This is a genomic window from uncultured Nostoc sp., assembly GCF_964245575.1.
In the GTDB taxonomy this organism is placed as follows: Bacteria; Cyanobacteriota; Cyanobacteriia; order Cyanobacteriales; family Nostocaceae; genus Nostoc.
Genome location: NZ_CAXTNP010000199.1, coordinates 1 through 15,021 on the forward strand (window position 1 = coordinate 1; position 15,021 = coordinate 15,021).

Here is a 15,021-nt window from a genome sequence, read left to right on the forward strand (position 1 = left end):
CCCCCTGCCCCTTGTCATCTTATAAAGCCCTTCTCACCTTTCTAGTTTTTTTTGTTTGGCTATCTCATCAGGAGAGAATAGTATCAATTCCGTGGCGACTGTCTTAAAAATAAGTGCGATCGCACTTTATTTGCAAATTCATGCGGTTTATACATAAAACAAAACCCTGTACAAAGTTTTACCTTATTGTACAGGGTTGTCTACTATTCTATATGCTTAGGACAGGCTAATCTCCACTATTGGACAGCGAAAAATCCCCTTGCTATCTTCAGTGGGGATAATCTCAATGTTTTTTCCATAGAAGCTACAGTGTTGCCTCCAGCTTTTTTCGTTCCTTACAAGCTGTTACAAATATATCCTTTAGCGATCGCAAGATTAACTAGGCAGGAATCACTTGAACAACTAGTGCGCGTTTATCCAGCGATTGGATTTTACCTACTTGACTGAGATCATTTGCAATTCGGTCTAGCAGTTCTCCTGCTTTGTCACGATATTGATGTTCTCGGCCTCGTAAACGGATGGCAAACTTGACTGAATCGCCTTTACTCAACCACTCACCTGCTTGTTCGATGCGTAAATTGTAATCGGCCACCCCCACGTTTAGACCAAATCGAACTTCTTTTACCGTGGGTCTAGCACTCTGGCTCTGACGTTTTTTCTTTTGATACTGAAGCTTGCCATAGTTAAGAATCTTGGCGATTGGAGCCTCTTTGCCTTGGGAGACTACAACTAAGTCAAGCTCTAAGCTCTCGGCTAGCTGTAGCGCCTCATTGGTGTCGATCAGACCACGATTGTTATTCTCATGGTCAATCAAGAAGACGCTAGGTGACTTGATTTGTGAATTAATCAGTTGCTTTTGGATTGCGATAACGAATTTCTCCTAATTGTTCAACATTTTACATTCCAAGTAATGCTAATTTAACACAACACTCAATCAGAGCAACTTTAACCACACAATCGACTACAATCTGTTAAAATGTGGAATTGCGGCACTCGCTCTTCAGTCTTTGCGCTATTGCCCATCAGCCTTTCAACGCTTTTTTATCCGTCCGCCTAAGACTGACGCCGCCATTGGCGACAGGCCGATGTTATTTTTGGAGTTTTATGTCTTTTTCTACTCTCGGCTTGTCCAATGAAATTATCCGTGCGGTTACCGAACGCGGGTACACTGAACCCACACCAATTCAGATACAGGCGATTCCTGCCGTCTTGTCGGGTAGCGATTTGCTAGCTGGGGCACAAACTGGTACCGGAAAGACCGCTAGTTTTACCCTACCGCTTCTGCATCGGTTGTCGTCTGACAAGATCGTCAAAGGTACATATAAGGGATACCCGCCGATCCGGGCGCTGATTCTTACCCCGACTCGTGAACTCGCTGCACAGGTAGAAGAAAGCGTGCGCGAATACGGCAAGTACTTGCAGCTAAACTCGATGGTGATGTTCGGCGGAGTCGGTATTAATCTGCAAAAACAGCGTTTGAAGAACCGAGTGGATATTTTAGTCGCTACTCCAGGGCGACTGTTAGATCATGTACAGCAGGGCACGTTGAATCTGTCGCATATTGAGGTTTTGGTGCTAGATGAAGCAGATCGGATGCTGGACATGGGCTTTATTCATGATATCCGCCGCATTCTCTCACTATTGCCCAAAAAGCGACAAAATTTGCTATTCTTCGCTACTTTCTCGGACAAAATTAAGACACTCGCCGCTGGGCTGCTTAATAACCCGACGATGATTGAGGTAGCACGCCGCAACGTTACCGCCGAGACGATCGCACAGAAAATTTATCAGGTAGACCGTGACAAGAAACGTCAATTACTTGCTCACCTGATTCGCCGAGATAATTGGTATCAAGTGCTAGTGTTCACCCGCACTAAGTACGGCGCTGATCGTTTGGTTAAGCAGTTGGGCGAAGACCGCATTCAAGCACTGGCAATCCACGGGAATAAGAGCCAGCCGGTGCGTACTAATGCTCTGGCAAAGTTCAAAAATGGTAGCTTACAGGTATTGGTGGCGACAGACATTGCTGCTAGGGGTCTTGATATCAGCGAACTGCCTCATGTAGTTAACTTCGATCTACCCAATGTACCAGAGGATTATGTTCATCGCATTGGGCGCACTGGCCGCGCTGGCGCGTCAGGTGAAGCTGTATCGCTGGTGTCGGTTGATGAATATCCTCTATTGAAAGATATTGAAAAACTGATCGAACAGCGCTTGCCAAGGGAAGTAGTGGCTGGTTTTGCGCTCAACCCCGATACCAACCCCGAACCAATCCCAAATGGACGGCAACACAGAGCTAAAACCGAACGTGATAAGCGTCCGGCTCGTACTGCTAATCCGTTACCACAGACATCAGCTAAACGTAAGGTAGCGCCACCGCCTACGAATGGCGATCAGCCTGGAGCTCGTTCGTCTGGATCGCGCCGATCTGCTAAACGCGATCGCTAATTTTTGTTAGCTGTTCAACTGGAAAACCTCTCTTCTATTATGAGGATGTTTGAAAAGTTGGCAGTTGAGTAAGTAGTCGGACAGAATTAATTACATAATGTCATTGCGATTACTTTACTTCGTACCCTACGGGTTCTCCAAAAGAGTACGCAATGGCTGTAAATATTTTTGTCCAGCTACTTATGATTTGGATTATGGTCAGATGACTTGCATAATTTTTACTGCCTTTGACTTTTCAAAAATCCTCTAAACTTCAGTTAAGAGACTCGGCATCGTAATTATCAATTATATCATTTTTGAAACGACCCATTACTTTACCTACACTTAAAATAGCTGCAAATGCTAATAGAGCTAACCCAGTTCTAAATTCGGGAACTGCAATTGCATCTTTAGTGAAATACAAAAATCTTGGTTGTCCCAAACCGCCACTACCTGCTGGAACAAATGCATCGATAAATGCTTTTGTTTTACCGTTATAGCGCAACACATTATTAGTCAATATACTACTCACATACAGGTTCCCATCAGGGCCAAAAGTTTGTTTCGCAGTCCCTGAAAAACCACCGCTATTACTAGTAACAAAAAAATCAATAAATTCTCCTGTCTTGCCGTCATAGCGTGCGATATCGTTAGTCTTAAAGTCAGCAACGTACAGATTGCCGTCTGGCCCAAAAGTTAAGCTTCCTGGTACAGATCCTGGTTTGCTTTGGGCAAAGTTATCAATGAAAGCTCCTGTCTTACTGTCATAACGCTTGATGCTACCAGTGATAGCACTGTTGAGATATATATTTTGATCTGGTCCAAAGATCAAACTAAATGGTACAGCAGGATCTATTTTGTCAGATGAAATGAAAGTGTCAATAAAAGCTCCAGTCTTGCCGTCATAACGCAGAACGGTATTAGTAGTACCGTTTACCGTCCCAGCAACATAAAGGTTGCCATCAGATCCAAAAGCCAAATCTTGAGGAAGTTTTAATCCACCACTATCTTTAGTAACAAAACTATCGATGAAATCCCCACTCTCTCCGTTGTAACGTTCTATACTATTAGCCGCAAAATTGCTCAGATAATAATTTTGATCTGAACCAACAGCAAAACCCACTGTTACGTTTAATCCACCACTTCCCGAAGGTATAAATGTATCAATAAATTTCCCAGTTTCTTCATCGTATCGCAAAACTGAGTTGTTATTTCTGCTACCCACGAGAAGAGCTGCATTAGCTTGTGGAGCTACCCACCATAACAATGCGAAGCTTAGTAATGGCACACTTAATTTGGAAATGTTGAAGAGTTTCATATTGGTAGCATCACAAAAATTATTGTTCATATTACCATCTTTGAAATATAAGACTAGGTGCTGTTTTTGAAGTCTTATATCTCCCCAACCCACCTTAAAAAGGGGGGCAAAAACTTATCAGAGTCCCCCAATTTATCGGGGGATTTAGGGAGATATAAAAAGTTAGGAGGCTAAACGAGTAGTTTGAAAACACGCCCTAGTCCATTCAAGGTGTTGCGTGATGAGGTGATTTGCTACCGGGTTATAGAGCAATACGGTTCAGTTAAGGCTAAAACTCTTAGTGAAAGTGAATTTTTTTAACGAACCGCCTTCGCGCAGCGTCTCGTTAGAGAAGAACGCCAAGGACGCAGAGAGAAGAAATAAATTCTTAACTGAACCGTATTGGGTTATAGAGTTAAGATTATTGATGTTAATAGATATCTCCGAAGAGGTTATAGTTCGTGTAGCGTGTCGAAGACAAGACATTGCACCAGGCGAACATGGTTTATGCGTAAAATTAGTAGCGCTCCATAGGCGCTGTACTTAAGTATAAAAAAGATGGCTAAAGGGCAAAGAGTTGAATTAGGCCGCTCACTAAGAGCGAGGTTTTTATCTCAAGTGGCTTTCACACGTCCCGTGCTATTTTTGTGAGTGCGAGGCTACAACAATTCTGTGATCGAAAATAACCGTTGTCGGTCTATTTTCTGAAGCTTGATTTTTTCGGCGTAGAAAGCCTGATAATAAGATTGATACCGCTCTGGTTCAGCTTCTGGATCGGTTTGTTGCCATAGTTCCAAAAAGTGGCGATAGCGTTTTTCAAGCATCACTAAATCCATGCAAGCGATCGCAGCTTGAACCACTTGCGGAGTCCGAAGTATTTCTTTCTGGTTTTTTTCATCCATAAGAAATAAATGAGAAATTAACCCCATCTCGCTACCAAATTCTAAGAACTGGTCTTGCAGGCGGGAAATTAAATCTGGTTGAGACGCAAAATTTCTCGTCTCTCCATCACCTGATGAAATTTCTAAAATCTGTTGCCATAAAAATCGGTGGTGGGAAAGGCTAAATTGCAAATCTCGCTCTTCTAGTTCGTCAATAATCCCTTGACGCTGTTCGGGACAATGCAAGTAAATTCGCAGTAATAGTGCCTCAGCGTGTTCTAAAAAGCTGCGTTCTGTAGGGAGTGGGGAGTGGGGAGAGACGCGATTAATCGCGTCTGTACTAAGGAGTGGAGAAAGTTTGCTAGCTCCCCATGCTTTCTTCGCTGACACAGGTTTAGAGTATGTAGCCGGAGGGGGAGCAATTTGAGTTAGCAGATTTTCGACTCGTAGAGGTATAAGTCTGGTATCTCCTAAGCTGAGTATTTCTGCACAGTAGGAAACGTAATAGTTGCGTGTATCGCTGTTAACTATATTTTTAAGTAATTTGACTAATTGCTGAGTTACTTGCTGAAAATCAGTAGCCTGTCTCAAATCACGGTCTTGAATAATTTGCTGAATCTGCCAGTCTAACCAAAGTGGCGCATTTTTTAGCAGTTCTTTATAATCTTCTGGGGTTCGCTGGTGCAAATATTCATCAGCATCTTTACCATCGGGTAAATTGAGAACCTTTAGCTGAACTTCGCCTTTGTATGCTAGTTCGGCAATTTCACCGATCGCCCGAACGGCTGCATTAGTTCCGGCTTTATCAGCATCAAAATTGAGTACTAATTGTTTCGATTCGGTGTAGCGTAATATTAACCGGACTTGTTCTAAGCTTAAAGCTGTACCGAGTGAGGCAACGGCATTATTAATACCAGCAGCGTGGAGAGCGATCGCATCAAAATATCCCTCTGCGACCACCGCTTGATCGGCTTGGGAAATCCCACCTTTGGCTTGATCGAGGGCAAATAATGTTTTACCTTTACTAAAAAGTTCCGTTTCTGGTGAATTCAGATATTTAGGTTGCTCATCTGTGAGGGTTCTAGCACCAAATGCAATGACGCGCCCTTGGACATCACGGATGGGAATCATCAAGCGATCGCGGAATACATCATAATAACTGCCTCCTTCCTTGCGTGGCTTAATCAATCCCGCTTTTTCTAATATTTGCGCTGGGTAATGTTTATCTTCCACTAAATAACGGTAGAGAGTTTCCCAACCTGCGGGAGCAAAACCTAAACCAAATTGCTGTATAGTTTCTTCTTTGAGTTGACGGTTAGATTGCAAATATTGAATTGCCTTTTGCCCTTGGGATTGTCTCAGGGCGTGTTGATAAAACTGGGCGGACGTTGCCAAAACTTCATATAACTGCTCACGCAAAGATAGCTGACGCTGTAATTCTTGGCGTTGTTCGGGTTCGAGAGTTTGCACAGGTACTTGGTAACGCCGTGCTAAATCCAGCACCACATCAGCAAAAGAACGCTTCCCCAACTCCATCACAAACTTAATGGCATTTCCTCCAGCTTGACAGCCGAAGCAATAGTACATTTGCTTGGTCTGGCTGACGGTGAAACTGGGAGATTTTTCATCGTGGAAGGGACACAAACCGACGAAATCTTTCCCACGTTTGCGTAAAACTACGTATTCCGAGACGACATCTACAATATCAGCCCGTAGTTTAACTTCCTCAATTGTGTCTGGGTGCAGGCGCGGGATTTGCATGGGATTAGGGATTGGGGACTGAGGACTGGGGATTGAGGACTTGTACTGAGCGAACGCGAGTGCGTCTCCAAGAGTTGCCGAAGTATTGGGGATTAGGGATGAGGGATTGGGTGTTGGGGATTGAAAGTTTACCTATTACCCAGTCCCCAATCCCTCGCCATCAACTTTGGAGAAATACCAAAGGATAAATGACAAATGACTTCTGATGGCTATTATATTCTTGTTGCTAGACCAAGAATGATTTATAGAATTGCTTACACTTAATTTTATCAGAGGAAATACTTAAGATGGGGCGTATTTTTATTTCTGCGGCTCATGGAGGTAAAGAAGCTAGAGGGATAGATCCAGGTGCGATCGCAGGTGGTACAACTGAAGCTAAAGAAATGATTCTGCTACGGGATTTGATTGTTACGGAATTGAGGGCGCGGAATGTGGAAATTTTGGCAGTCCCTGATGACTTAAGCGCCGCCCAAACTATCACCTGGATCAATTCCCGTGGCCGTCGGGGTGATGTCGCCCTAGAGATTGAATCTGACGCAGCTAATAGCCCTTCTGTGCGTGGGGCTAGCGTTTTCTATATTGCTAATAATAGCGATCGCAGAAGTAATGCTGAACAGTTGCTAGTGGGGTTGTTGCGCCGCGTACCCCAATTACCGAATCGGGGAGTCAAGCCAGATACAGATAGTGGATTGGGTAGTTTAACATTCTGTCGCCAGACAACGCTGCCAGCTTTGGTGATGCAAGTGGGGTTTCTCAGCAATCCAGAGGATCGAGCTTTGCTGCAAAGTCGTCGCCGCGATTTTGCTTTGGGAATTGTCGATGGATTAGTAACTTGGAGTCGTGTAATTGACCCCACTCCTGGAACTCCGACCAATGCAAATTATCCGCCAGTTAATATTAATATTAATGGACAAAATTACTCAGAGCAAGGAGTTTTAGTTAATGGGAATGCTTACATCCCCATTGATTTAGTAGACCTTCTGCGGATTGACCTTTCAAAAGCGGCTAATGTCAATCGGATTACCTATCGCAAAGTAGTTTATGTCAAAGCGATCGAACTGCGAGATTTTAATGTTGCAGTCAGTTGGGCTGCTGCAACGCGTACTGTTAGCTTGCGATCAAATTTGGTGGTTTGTCCTGGTCAATTTTCGCGGGTAATGTCGAACGGTAATACTTCCGAAGTCCAGTTACAATTATTTCTGAGAAACAATAATGAAAATGCTTTAGTACAGTTTCCTGACATCCCAAAACTTTATCGGGAAGAAGCAGGGATAGAGGGAGTTAACTATGATATTGCCTTTTGCCAAATGTGTGTAGAAACTGGATTTTTACGGTTTGGTGGTGATATTAAACCTGAGCAAAATAACTTTGCAGGCTTAGGTGCGATCGGTGGTGGTTCGGAGGCTGCGTCTTTTCCAAGTGCCAGAATTGGAGTGAGGGCGCACATCCAACATTTGAAAGCTTACGCCAGTTTAGAACCTTTGGTACAGGAAGTAGTAGATCCAAGGTTTCGCTTTGTGACGCGGGGAATTGCGCCATTAATTGATCAGCTATCAGGGCGGTGGTCAGCAGATTTAGATTATGGTACGAAGATTTCAGCAATGCTCAAACGATTATATGAATCAGCAGGACTTCTTTGAGTATTGAGTAACTTGTCATAGCAATTTTTTTAGGGCGTTGTGATCAAGTAATGATATTCAGAAAATTTCCGTTTAATTATGTTATGCGGAAAAATTTTGGATAACAACAAGGTATATACGTAAAAATTCTATTTAGGGTATTTATTAGGTCAAAATTCTTGTATGATATAGGAATCCGATTTGATTTATGAAAAAATTTAAGTATATGTAGGGTGTGTTATCGCGTAGCGTAACGCACCAAACTATCTGATGGTGCGTTAGCCAGAGGCATAACGCACCCTACGTGTATTTCACGCAATCAAATATGAATCCTATAGATAGCTGAATATACATATTATCTAGAAAAAGTCTGTATATCCTGATAGTAAAGCTCAATTATGTGAGCAATATTGAAGCAAGTTCTTTATGAGTTTTTTCAGTGGTCATCGGCAAAGCATCTTATTTCTGGCTGCCAATCCTAAAGACACCACGCGTCTACGGCTCGATCAAGAGTTGCGGGACATTGGGGAAGGACTGCAACGCGCTCAAAAGCGTGACCAATTTCAGCTAGAGCAACGGTTGGCGGTTCGTCCTCGTGATATTCAACGGGCTATGCTCGATATCAGTCCGCAGATTATCCATTTCTCAGGACATGGGACAGGGGAACAAGGGCTAGTCTTTGAAGATGAAATTGGCAACACGAAGCTTGTGGACGGGAAAGCATTGGCAGGGCTGTTTGAACTGTTTGCTGACCAAATTCGCTGTGTTGTGCTAAACGGCTGTTTTTCAGAAGTGCAAGCGAAGGCGATCGCTAATCATGTTGACTATGTAATTGGCATGAACCAAGCAATCGGAGATCGAGCGGCGATCGAGTTTGCGGTAGGGTTTTATGATGCGATCGGGGCAGGTCGTCCCATTGAGTTTGCCTACAAGCTAGGGTGTGCAGCAATTCGGATGGCAGGCATTGCAGAACACTTGACCCCAGTGCTGCTAAAAAAATCCACATCTATTGATGCCACTGTTCAACCCACCTCGGATACTCTTGTTCAACCTCCAGTTGAGCAATTGCAGAATGCGCCAATCGATGTATTTATCTCCTACTCCCATAAAGATGACGACCTGCTGTCAGAATTTATCACTCATCTGGCTAACCTCAAGCGGCAGGGTAAGATTACTGCCTGGTATGATCGGGCGATCGAAGCGGGAGAAGAATGGGAAGCTCAAATTAAGGGGCGACTGGAATCCGCTCGGATCATTCTGCTGCTGATCAGTCCCCCCTTCATGGGATCGGACTATTGCTATGACATAGAGATGCAGGGGGCGATCGCACGACACAATCAAGGCACAGCAAAGGTGATTCCGATTATTCTCAGACCCTGTGATTGGAAAGATTCGCCATTTAGTAAGCTCCAGGTTCTACCAAAAGATGCCAAACCTGTAACCCAGTGGAGCGATCGCGATGCCGCGTTTCTAAATGTGGTAGAAGGTATTCGCAAAGCGGTTAATTCCCTGTAAAAATAGTCAAAAAAGTAGATTAATCATAAAGATGGAGTGTGTTCACCGCACAAACGCAGAGTGAGAATGACTCCTTGGTAAAATTCTGAATGTTCCTACCCTGATTTGTTTCTCTTCGCAATCTCAATACTATGTGGCTATCCAACTCTTGCAGTAATTTTTTTGAAGGCAGTATGGATGCTAGAATCCCAGCGAGATCAGCAGATATTTCAGACATAAATTAAGGAGAATATATGCCTTCGCTTAAGCGTTTAGAGGCAAAACGTGAAGACCTAGAAGAGGAATATGAAGAAGTTCGCAAAAAGTTGAAATGGTTAAAGAAAGAAAGAGCAATCAAAACTGACTCGGAAGCTAAATATGAGCTAGAACAGCGAATTGAAGAGGATGAAGAAAAATTAAAAGAAATAGAAGAAGAACTTGACGAGTTAGATGAACAGATTAATCAAGCTAAACGAGTGGAAAACTCTGATTTAGAAAAAAGTCAAACTTTTGATTTATTATATAAATCACTATTGAAGTTGGGATACTGGGAACAGCATAATCTCTTTGAATAAATTGCTGGAAAATACTCTCATGGTGTGTTTTTGCTCCAAGGCTATTCTAAAGACTGTGGTCAGAGATGGTTACTGAATCGATTGGCTTCAATTATACCCAATATTTTAGAAGGTAAAAATATTGTTATTGACTTAAATAGAACTTCATCAAGGACGGATATATTAGCAATTTGGGATGAATTTGCAGGTCGAGTTGGATTACCTGAAAAGAGTTTACCTTCTCAAATAGCAGAAAAAATTTGTGAATTACGGAAATCACAGAATGTTTTAATTGCGTTTAACAATGCTGATGAAACGCAGTCAATTCACCGCTCGTTTTTATCACTAGTAATGACGAGAAAGATTTACCTGACGCCTTTTTGCGACGGTGTTTATTTTATTACGTCCATTTTCCCGGCTATGAACAAATTGTTAAAATTGTCAAGTATCGATTCCCTGATATTGCAGATGAACTGACAGATACAGCTGTTTCCCGTTTTATGAAATTACGGGAATCTATGGAGGGTGAAACAGGTAAATTCAGTAAGAATATGAGTACGAGTGAATTACTCGATTGGATAAAGGCGTTAAAGCGAGATTCATTACAAGAAGTATTAAATAGGTTGTCGGGTGAAGCCCAACTACCTTACTTAGAGGTATTACTCAAAAGTTGGGATGCCCACATTAATTATTTGAGGTTAACTAGCGATCGTGAATGATCCAGCATTATTAGAACTATTCACCTGTTTAAGGAAAGCAGGTTTTCCCTTAGGGTTAGCAGAATATCATCTGCTGCTGGAATCTATTAATGCAGGTTTTGGTACTCGCGATCGCACTGCACTAGCCCAACTATGCTGTGCCCTTTGGGTAAAATCCCAGCGAGAAGAGGAAATTTTTCCAGATTATTTTGACCAGCTCATTCCAGAGCGACTAGAACAAGATTTTTTTGAAAGTAAAATAGAGGATATTAGCTCAACAACAATTCTCAAAGAACAACCAACTTTCGATAAACGTAAAACGGCTCAAATCGCACGTTTCCTAATTTTAGGACTTGCAACTTGCGTTGTTGCGATCGGTAGCACATTCTTCCTAAAAGAGGTTATTTTTCCCAGAGAAAATGAATCGCTGGCTGGCAGTTTATCCTTTGTTGGTGGCATTCCTTTTTTTGATGTCCTTCCTTTTATTACTCCTCAATTCATTGCTCAAGAAACTGAAAAGACAGCTAATATCAAAATTAGCCGTACTGGGGGCAGTCATGGGACAGTCAGCGCAACTCAGCAACAATTAAGCAGTCTTAAAAAATCGAATAATTTCACGCACATGATCGATAAATTGCCCGTCAGGGGAAAGTTGAGCGATCGCATTTCTTGTTTCTCTCCTGAAACTTGAAGTCGCTGAACACGAAAGCTACGGCACTTTGGAGCAGTTTAACCTGAATCAAATTACTTTCTTAAATATCTCCCTTATATTCTTCTAACAATTGCGGAATGTGATCATACCCATCTACACCGATAACCGCAATCATTTTCGGGCGATGTTGCTGTAATAACTTTTGGAAAGCTTCTGCCCCGATTTGTCCTTGTAAAATTGTCAGTAACCCTGCTGCTTGTCGCCACTCACGAGAAGCTATTTGCTCTAAAAGATACATTCCCAAGCAGCCTGTGTAAACAGTTTTTTCAGAATTTTGTAAGTGATAATAAGCTTCTGCCAAATAAGCTAAGTTTCGCCCTTGGAGATACAAATCACCGGAAACTTGCGCTGTTTTAAAGCCATCTTCAAGATATTTAATTGCAGTTTGGTGTTCTCCAATTACTAGATAAGCAATTCCTAAACTGCTGACACATAAGGCTTTACTTTGAATATCGCCTAATTTTTCTGATAATTTTAAACCTTGTTCTAAATAGTTAATTGCGGCTTCATAAGTTTCTGGTTCTAGATTTTCCAGTTCTTGAGCTTGCATGACTTCGCTGTAACCTAAATTTACCAGCGCGTTTGCTTCTCCTGTTCTATCGCCTGCTTGCCGACTCAGTATTAATGCTCGTTGACTGTAGTTAATTGCCTCAGCATAATTTTGCTGTTGTACGTAAGTGCGGCTGAGGTGGTTGAGATTGGCAATTTCACAGGCGCGATCGCCTGCATTTCTGGCTATCTCTAACGCCTGATGATGAAAATCAAGTGAGCGCTGGTATTGTCCCAAAGCACGCTGAGAATAGCCTAAAAGTGTCAAAATCCGCGCCTTTTCTTGGGTTCCCTCGCCTCGTCGCAATGGTTCATCCAAATAATCGAGGGCATCTCGCAAATAAGTGCCAGTAAAAGAGGCAAAAATCCCGCCGTAAAAAGGAAAATACGGACGCTGGGCAAAGGTTCGCAATATCTGGAGCATGATTTGAGAACAGGCATCGCTGTATACTGTCCCAATGCTCCCAAAACCACTTGCTAACTGACTCCAAATCACTGCAAAGGTCAAGAATGTGGAAATGGACAACTTTGGCCCCGCTTTAACGTCGTAAGCTTGTTGGTCAAACCAGTTAATTAGTCCCCGTTGCAAGAACTGTAAAATCAATGCCATTTCCACCCAATCTCTAAGGGTGATACCCCGTTGTCGCTCGGCAAACTCAATTGCGGATTCTTCCATAGCTAAGGTGCGAAGCAGTGCTTGGGGTAACTCACTATTGAGTTGTTTCGCCCAACTTGCCCAAGGGCCACGTTCTCCCGGTACGCCACCAAATCCTAAAGATTCTTTTTGCTCGTACATCCAACTGAGCAAGTTGTCTTGCAATCGCTGCCAAGAAGCTAAACCACGGGTAATCCCTTCGGAAAATTGTTGTAAATCAGCATCTGCCTGGGCAAATTGCTGTAATGCTTTTGATAATTGCTGTAACTGTTGCAAATTTAGCGGATATTTCTGATTGGGGTCAGTAATCCGGATAAATGCCGCCAAACGCTCGTCAGCAGGGGCTGTGGTAATTTCTGTCACTGCGGAGGCGATCGCTTCTGTGGACTTGTTTTGCTCTTGCCAACGTTGCCATTGACTTTGAATGGTTTTAATGGCTCTCAAACTCCTAGTAGCCTTGGCTTTTTTGAGTTCGTCTTTTTCACTATCAACTTGATTTTGGAGAGCATTCAGGCGATCGCTCAAAGCTAGCTCAAAGACTTCCCCTGTACCGGAAGTAATTCCTTTAAGCAGCATTTGATACACCATCTCCACAGAGCTAATTTTGCCCTTGAGGGTGGTTTCGACAATTTCATCGATTAATGCAAGATAGCGATCGCGCAATGGCAAAGAGTCTGGCACTTTGGCTACTAGAGAACGTCACATCCATTCTAATTCTAGTCTGAGTTTGACCGAGTTGATTGGACGCCTGTAGGGCTTGGGAGCATTCAACCAAGAGGCAGGGCGTAGGGGGCAGGGGAGACAAGGTGACAAGAGGTGAGAACTTGCAATAAGTCTTTCCCCTTGTCCCCAATTCTCCTTTTCTCCTTGTCCTCTTCCCCTTGCTCCCAGCTAAGAGCTGCCTTGCCTCTTGTTCAAGGGGTAGGCAATGTCTAACGGGCTGACTAAGGTAAGGCGTTTATACACATAGTGCGTCTAAAAAATTAAACGGAGATATTGAAATATCAATCCATTTGCTGTATATATATTTTCATGTAAATTTTAATCTAAGAGGTTTAACGGTTGGCTATTAAAATTTTAGAATTAAGTACTTTGACAGTGCTTACCGAAGAAGAACTTAAAAGCTGTAAAGGAGGTGGAGAGACTCCTCCAGTAATTGTAGATCCCGTTGGTAGCATTACCAAAGCCGTAGGTACAACTATTGATAACACGACTAGTAGTACCCTTCCTTTGACCATAAGTGGTGTTCAGGATGCTGTGAAACTCACTACAGATGCCCCCCTAAGTGTTATTGAAACAACGTAAGTATAATTTAGTGGTAGTATTTATCAGGTAGAAAGCAGCTATTGTTCCTACGTTTAAACTATTCAAGTGCGTCCGGTGAGATTGGCAACTACAGCTGCTAACTCAGCCGGATTGACTGGTTTGGGCACATGGAGTTGAAAGCCTGCTCATCCTCTTGATTATTTTCTAACAAAGCGCAACCTAATAGAATAGGAACACGGTTATCATCTTTGCGGATGTATTCGTTCTCAAAGGGCTGACACACGCCTTTGATTTTGAGTTGTGCGATCGCACTGTTATTAGCTTCAATATATTCTGGTGGTATCATGTCGCGCCATCGAAGCCCTGCTAGCAAATCCTCCTGCGAATAACCGACCATTTGTAAAAAAGCATCATTAGCCTCTGCGATCGCCCCGTCCATACAGGGCAAACGCATCATGTCAACAAGAAGGTTTTATTATCAATAAGCTCTAAAATAGTCGCATTAATCCCTGCTTATTGACACAACTTTAGCGATCGCTTTGAGTCTTGAAAACTAAACCAAACGAGAAATGCTGCTAAAGTCGTTGGTTCTTAGCCTTGGTTGTGATCAAGAGTAATTTGGATGCGTTTGCCCTGCCCGTCCATATTGGCTACAATTACCCCAATAATGTTGGACTCTACCAACCTTCTAAACTTTGCCTCGCTCACCTGTAGCTTCTGCAAACTCATTTGAAGATGTTGTTTAGCAGTGCGTAACTCTGAGGTGAGCAAGCTGATGAGTATTGTCACCAGCATAAACAAGCTTAACCGCACTATGCTGTCTAGATTATCAACAAAGAGCGAAAACACTGGCTCTAATAAAAAGTAGCTGACAATTACCCCCACCACTACTGGCCCAGTACTAATGCCAATACGAATGCGAAATAATTGGTTGTTTTCTGCATTGAAGGTAGCTATAGCATTTTGCATATCCAAAGCCATATTAGCTATAGCTGGAGCGTGGTTTTTAGACTGATTTGGCAACCCAGCAACAGCCATATATGCATCGCCAATGGTCTTGATTTTCTCTACCCCATGACCTTTTTTTAATTAAAAATTAAAAGTTAAA

General features: G+C 42.8%; 14 protein-coding genes and 1 pseudogene. 8 read left to right on the plus strand and 7 right to left on the minus strand.

Going from position 1 to position 15,021, the window contains the following annotated elements; translation table 11 throughout:
• Positions 1–379 precede the first annotated feature (379 nt).
• On the minus strand, positions 380–868 hold the full coding sequence (infC, locus tag ACFFAP_RS26170; RefSeq protein WP_196522611.1) for a translation initiation factor IF-3: 489 nt from the start codon (positions 866–868) through the stop codon (positions 380–382).
• Positions 869–1,104: 236 nt separating this feature from the next.
• Here infC and ACFFAP_RS26175 point away from each other — a divergent pair, with 236 nt between their 5' ends.
• Complete coding sequence (locus ACFFAP_RS26175; RefSeq protein ID WP_375513962.1) at positions 1,105–2,448, plus strand: DEAD/DEAH box helicase; 1,344 nt, start codon at positions 1,105–1,107, stop codon at positions 2,446–2,448.
• A 253-nt stretch (positions 2,449–2,701) separates the two neighbouring features.
• On the opposite strand, the gene ACFFAP_RS26180 is transcribed toward ACFFAP_RS26175, so the two are convergent.
• Both ACFFAP_RS26180 and dnaG read right to left on the minus strand, forming a co-directional pair.
• Positions 2,702–3,775, minus strand: a complete 1,074-nt coding sequence (locus tag ACFFAP_RS26180; protein ID WP_375513963.1) for a hypothetical protein — start codon at positions 3,773–3,775, stop codon at positions 2,702–2,704.
• A gap of 608 nt (positions 3,776–4,383) precedes the next feature.
• Positions 4,384–6,366 (minus strand): DNA primase, encoded by a 1,983-nt coding sequence (gene dnaG, locus ACFFAP_RS26185; RefSeq protein WP_375513964.1) that lies wholly within the window; start codon positions 6,364–6,366, stop codon positions 4,384–4,386.
• Positions 6,367–6,653: 287 nt separating this feature from the next.
• Between dnaG and ACFFAP_RS26190 the strand changes: the two genes are divergently transcribed.
• The 6 genes from ACFFAP_RS26190 to ACFFAP_RS26215 all read left to right on the plus strand — a co-directional run bounded on the left by ACFFAP_RS26190 (position 6,654) and on the right by ACFFAP_RS26215 (position 11,422).
• A complete protein-coding gene (locus ACFFAP_RS26190; RefSeq protein ID WP_375513965.1) occupies positions 6,654–8,006 on the plus strand; it encodes an N-acetylmuramoyl-L-alanine amidase in 1,353 nt (450 codons plus the stop codon).
• A 405-nt stretch (positions 8,007–8,411) separates the two neighbouring features.
• Positions 8,412–9,500: a TIR domain-containing protein gene (locus tag ACFFAP_RS26195; protein ID WP_375513966.1), complete on the plus strand. Its 1,089-nt coding sequence runs from the start codon at positions 8,412–8,414 to the stop codon at positions 9,498–9,500.
• Positions 9,501–9,733: 233 nt separating this feature from the next.
• A complete protein-coding gene (locus ACFFAP_RS26200; protein ID WP_375513967.1) occupies positions 9,734–10,054 on the plus strand; it encodes a hypothetical protein in 321 nt (106 codons plus the stop codon).
• 24 nt (positions 10,055–10,078) lie between these two features.
• Positions 10,079–10,510 (plus strand): hypothetical protein, encoded by a 432-nt coding sequence (locus tag ACFFAP_RS26205; protein ID WP_375513968.1) that lies wholly within the window; start codon positions 10,079–10,081, stop codon positions 10,508–10,510.
• A complete protein-coding gene (locus ACFFAP_RS26210) occupies positions 10,414–10,752 on the plus strand; it encodes a hypothetical protein (RefSeq protein ID WP_375513974.1) in 339 nt (112 codons plus the stop codon). Before ACFFAP_RS26205 ends, ACFFAP_RS26210 begins: the two co-directional genes overlap by 97 nt.
• Entirely contained in the window at positions 10,745–11,422 is a 678-nt protein-coding gene (locus tag ACFFAP_RS26215) for a hypothetical protein (RefSeq protein ID WP_375513969.1), read from the plus strand. Before ACFFAP_RS26210 ends, ACFFAP_RS26215 begins: the two co-directional genes overlap by 8 nt.
• Positions 11,423–11,483: 61 nt before the next feature.
• Here ACFFAP_RS26215 and ACFFAP_RS26220 read toward each other — a convergent pair whose 3' ends face one another.
• The gene (locus tag ACFFAP_RS26220) at positions 11,484–13,328 is read right to left on the minus strand and encodes a tetratricopeptide repeat protein (RefSeq protein ID WP_375513970.1); all 1,845 of its coding nucleotides are present in this window, start codon (positions 13,326–13,328) and stop codon (positions 11,484–11,486) included.
• Between the two features lie 381 nt (positions 13,329–13,709).
• Here ACFFAP_RS26220 and ACFFAP_RS26225 point away from each other — a divergent pair, with 381 nt between their 5' ends.
• On the plus strand, positions 13,710–13,952 hold the full coding sequence (locus ACFFAP_RS26225; RefSeq protein WP_375513971.1) for a hypothetical protein: 243 nt from the start codon (positions 13,710–13,712) through the stop codon (positions 13,950–13,952).
• A 97-nt stretch (positions 13,953–14,049) separates the two neighbouring features.
• On the opposite strand, the gene ACFFAP_RS26230 is transcribed toward ACFFAP_RS26225, so the two are convergent.
• The 3 genes and pseudogenes from ACFFAP_RS26230 to ACFFAP_RS26240 form a co-directional block, all read right to left on the minus strand.
• Positions 14,050–14,370 carry a PAS domain-containing protein gene (locus ACFFAP_RS26230; RefSeq protein WP_375513972.1) on the minus strand — a complete coding sequence of 107 codons (321 nt, stop codon included), beginning with the start codon at positions 14,368–14,370 and terminating at the stop codon, positions 14,050–14,052.
• A 134-nt stretch (positions 14,371–14,504) separates the two neighbouring features.
• Positions 14,505–14,801 (minus strand): DUF4118 domain-containing protein, encoded by a 297-nt coding sequence (locus ACFFAP_RS26235; RefSeq protein WP_375513973.1) that lies wholly within the window; start codon positions 14,799–14,801, stop codon positions 14,505–14,507.
• Positions 14,799–14,981 (minus strand): annotated as a pseudogene (locus ACFFAP_RS26240) (adenylate/guanylate cyclase domain-containing protein); the annotation flags it as partial. The pseudogene ACFFAP_RS26240 and the gene ACFFAP_RS26235, both read right to left, overlap by 3 nt.
• Between the last annotated feature and the right edge of the window lie 40 nt (positions 14,982–15,021).

Bases quoted from the DNA above. Each gene is read 5' to 3' on its own strand.
- ACFFAP_RS26190 (WP_375513965.1), top strand. From the start codon at position 6,654: ATGGGGCGTATTTTTATTTCTGCGGCTCATGGAGGTAAAGAAGCTAGA.
- ACFFAP_RS26195 (WP_375513966.1), top strand. From the start codon at position 8,412: ATGAGTTTTTTCAGTGGTCATCGGCAAAGCATCTTATTTCTGGCTGCC.
- ACFFAP_RS26200 (WP_375513967.1), top strand. From the start codon at position 9,734: ATGCCTTCGCTTAAGCGTTTAGAGGCAAAACGTGAAGACCTAGAAGAG.
- ACFFAP_RS26180 (WP_375513963.1), bottom strand. From the start codon at position 3,775: ATGAACAATAATTTTTGTGATGCTACCAATATGAAACTCTTCAACATT.
- ACFFAP_RS26175 (WP_375513962.1), top strand. From the start codon at position 1,105: ATGTCTTTTTCTACTCTCGGCTTGTCCAATGAAATTATCCGTGCGGTT.
- dnaG (WP_375513964.1), bottom strand. From the start codon at position 6,366: ATGCAAATCCCGCGCCTGCACCCAGACACAATTGAGGAAGTTAAACTA.
- ACFFAP_RS26230 (WP_375513972.1), bottom strand. From the start codon at position 14,370: ATGATGCGTTTGCCCTGTATGGACGGGGCGATCGCAGAGGCTAATGAT.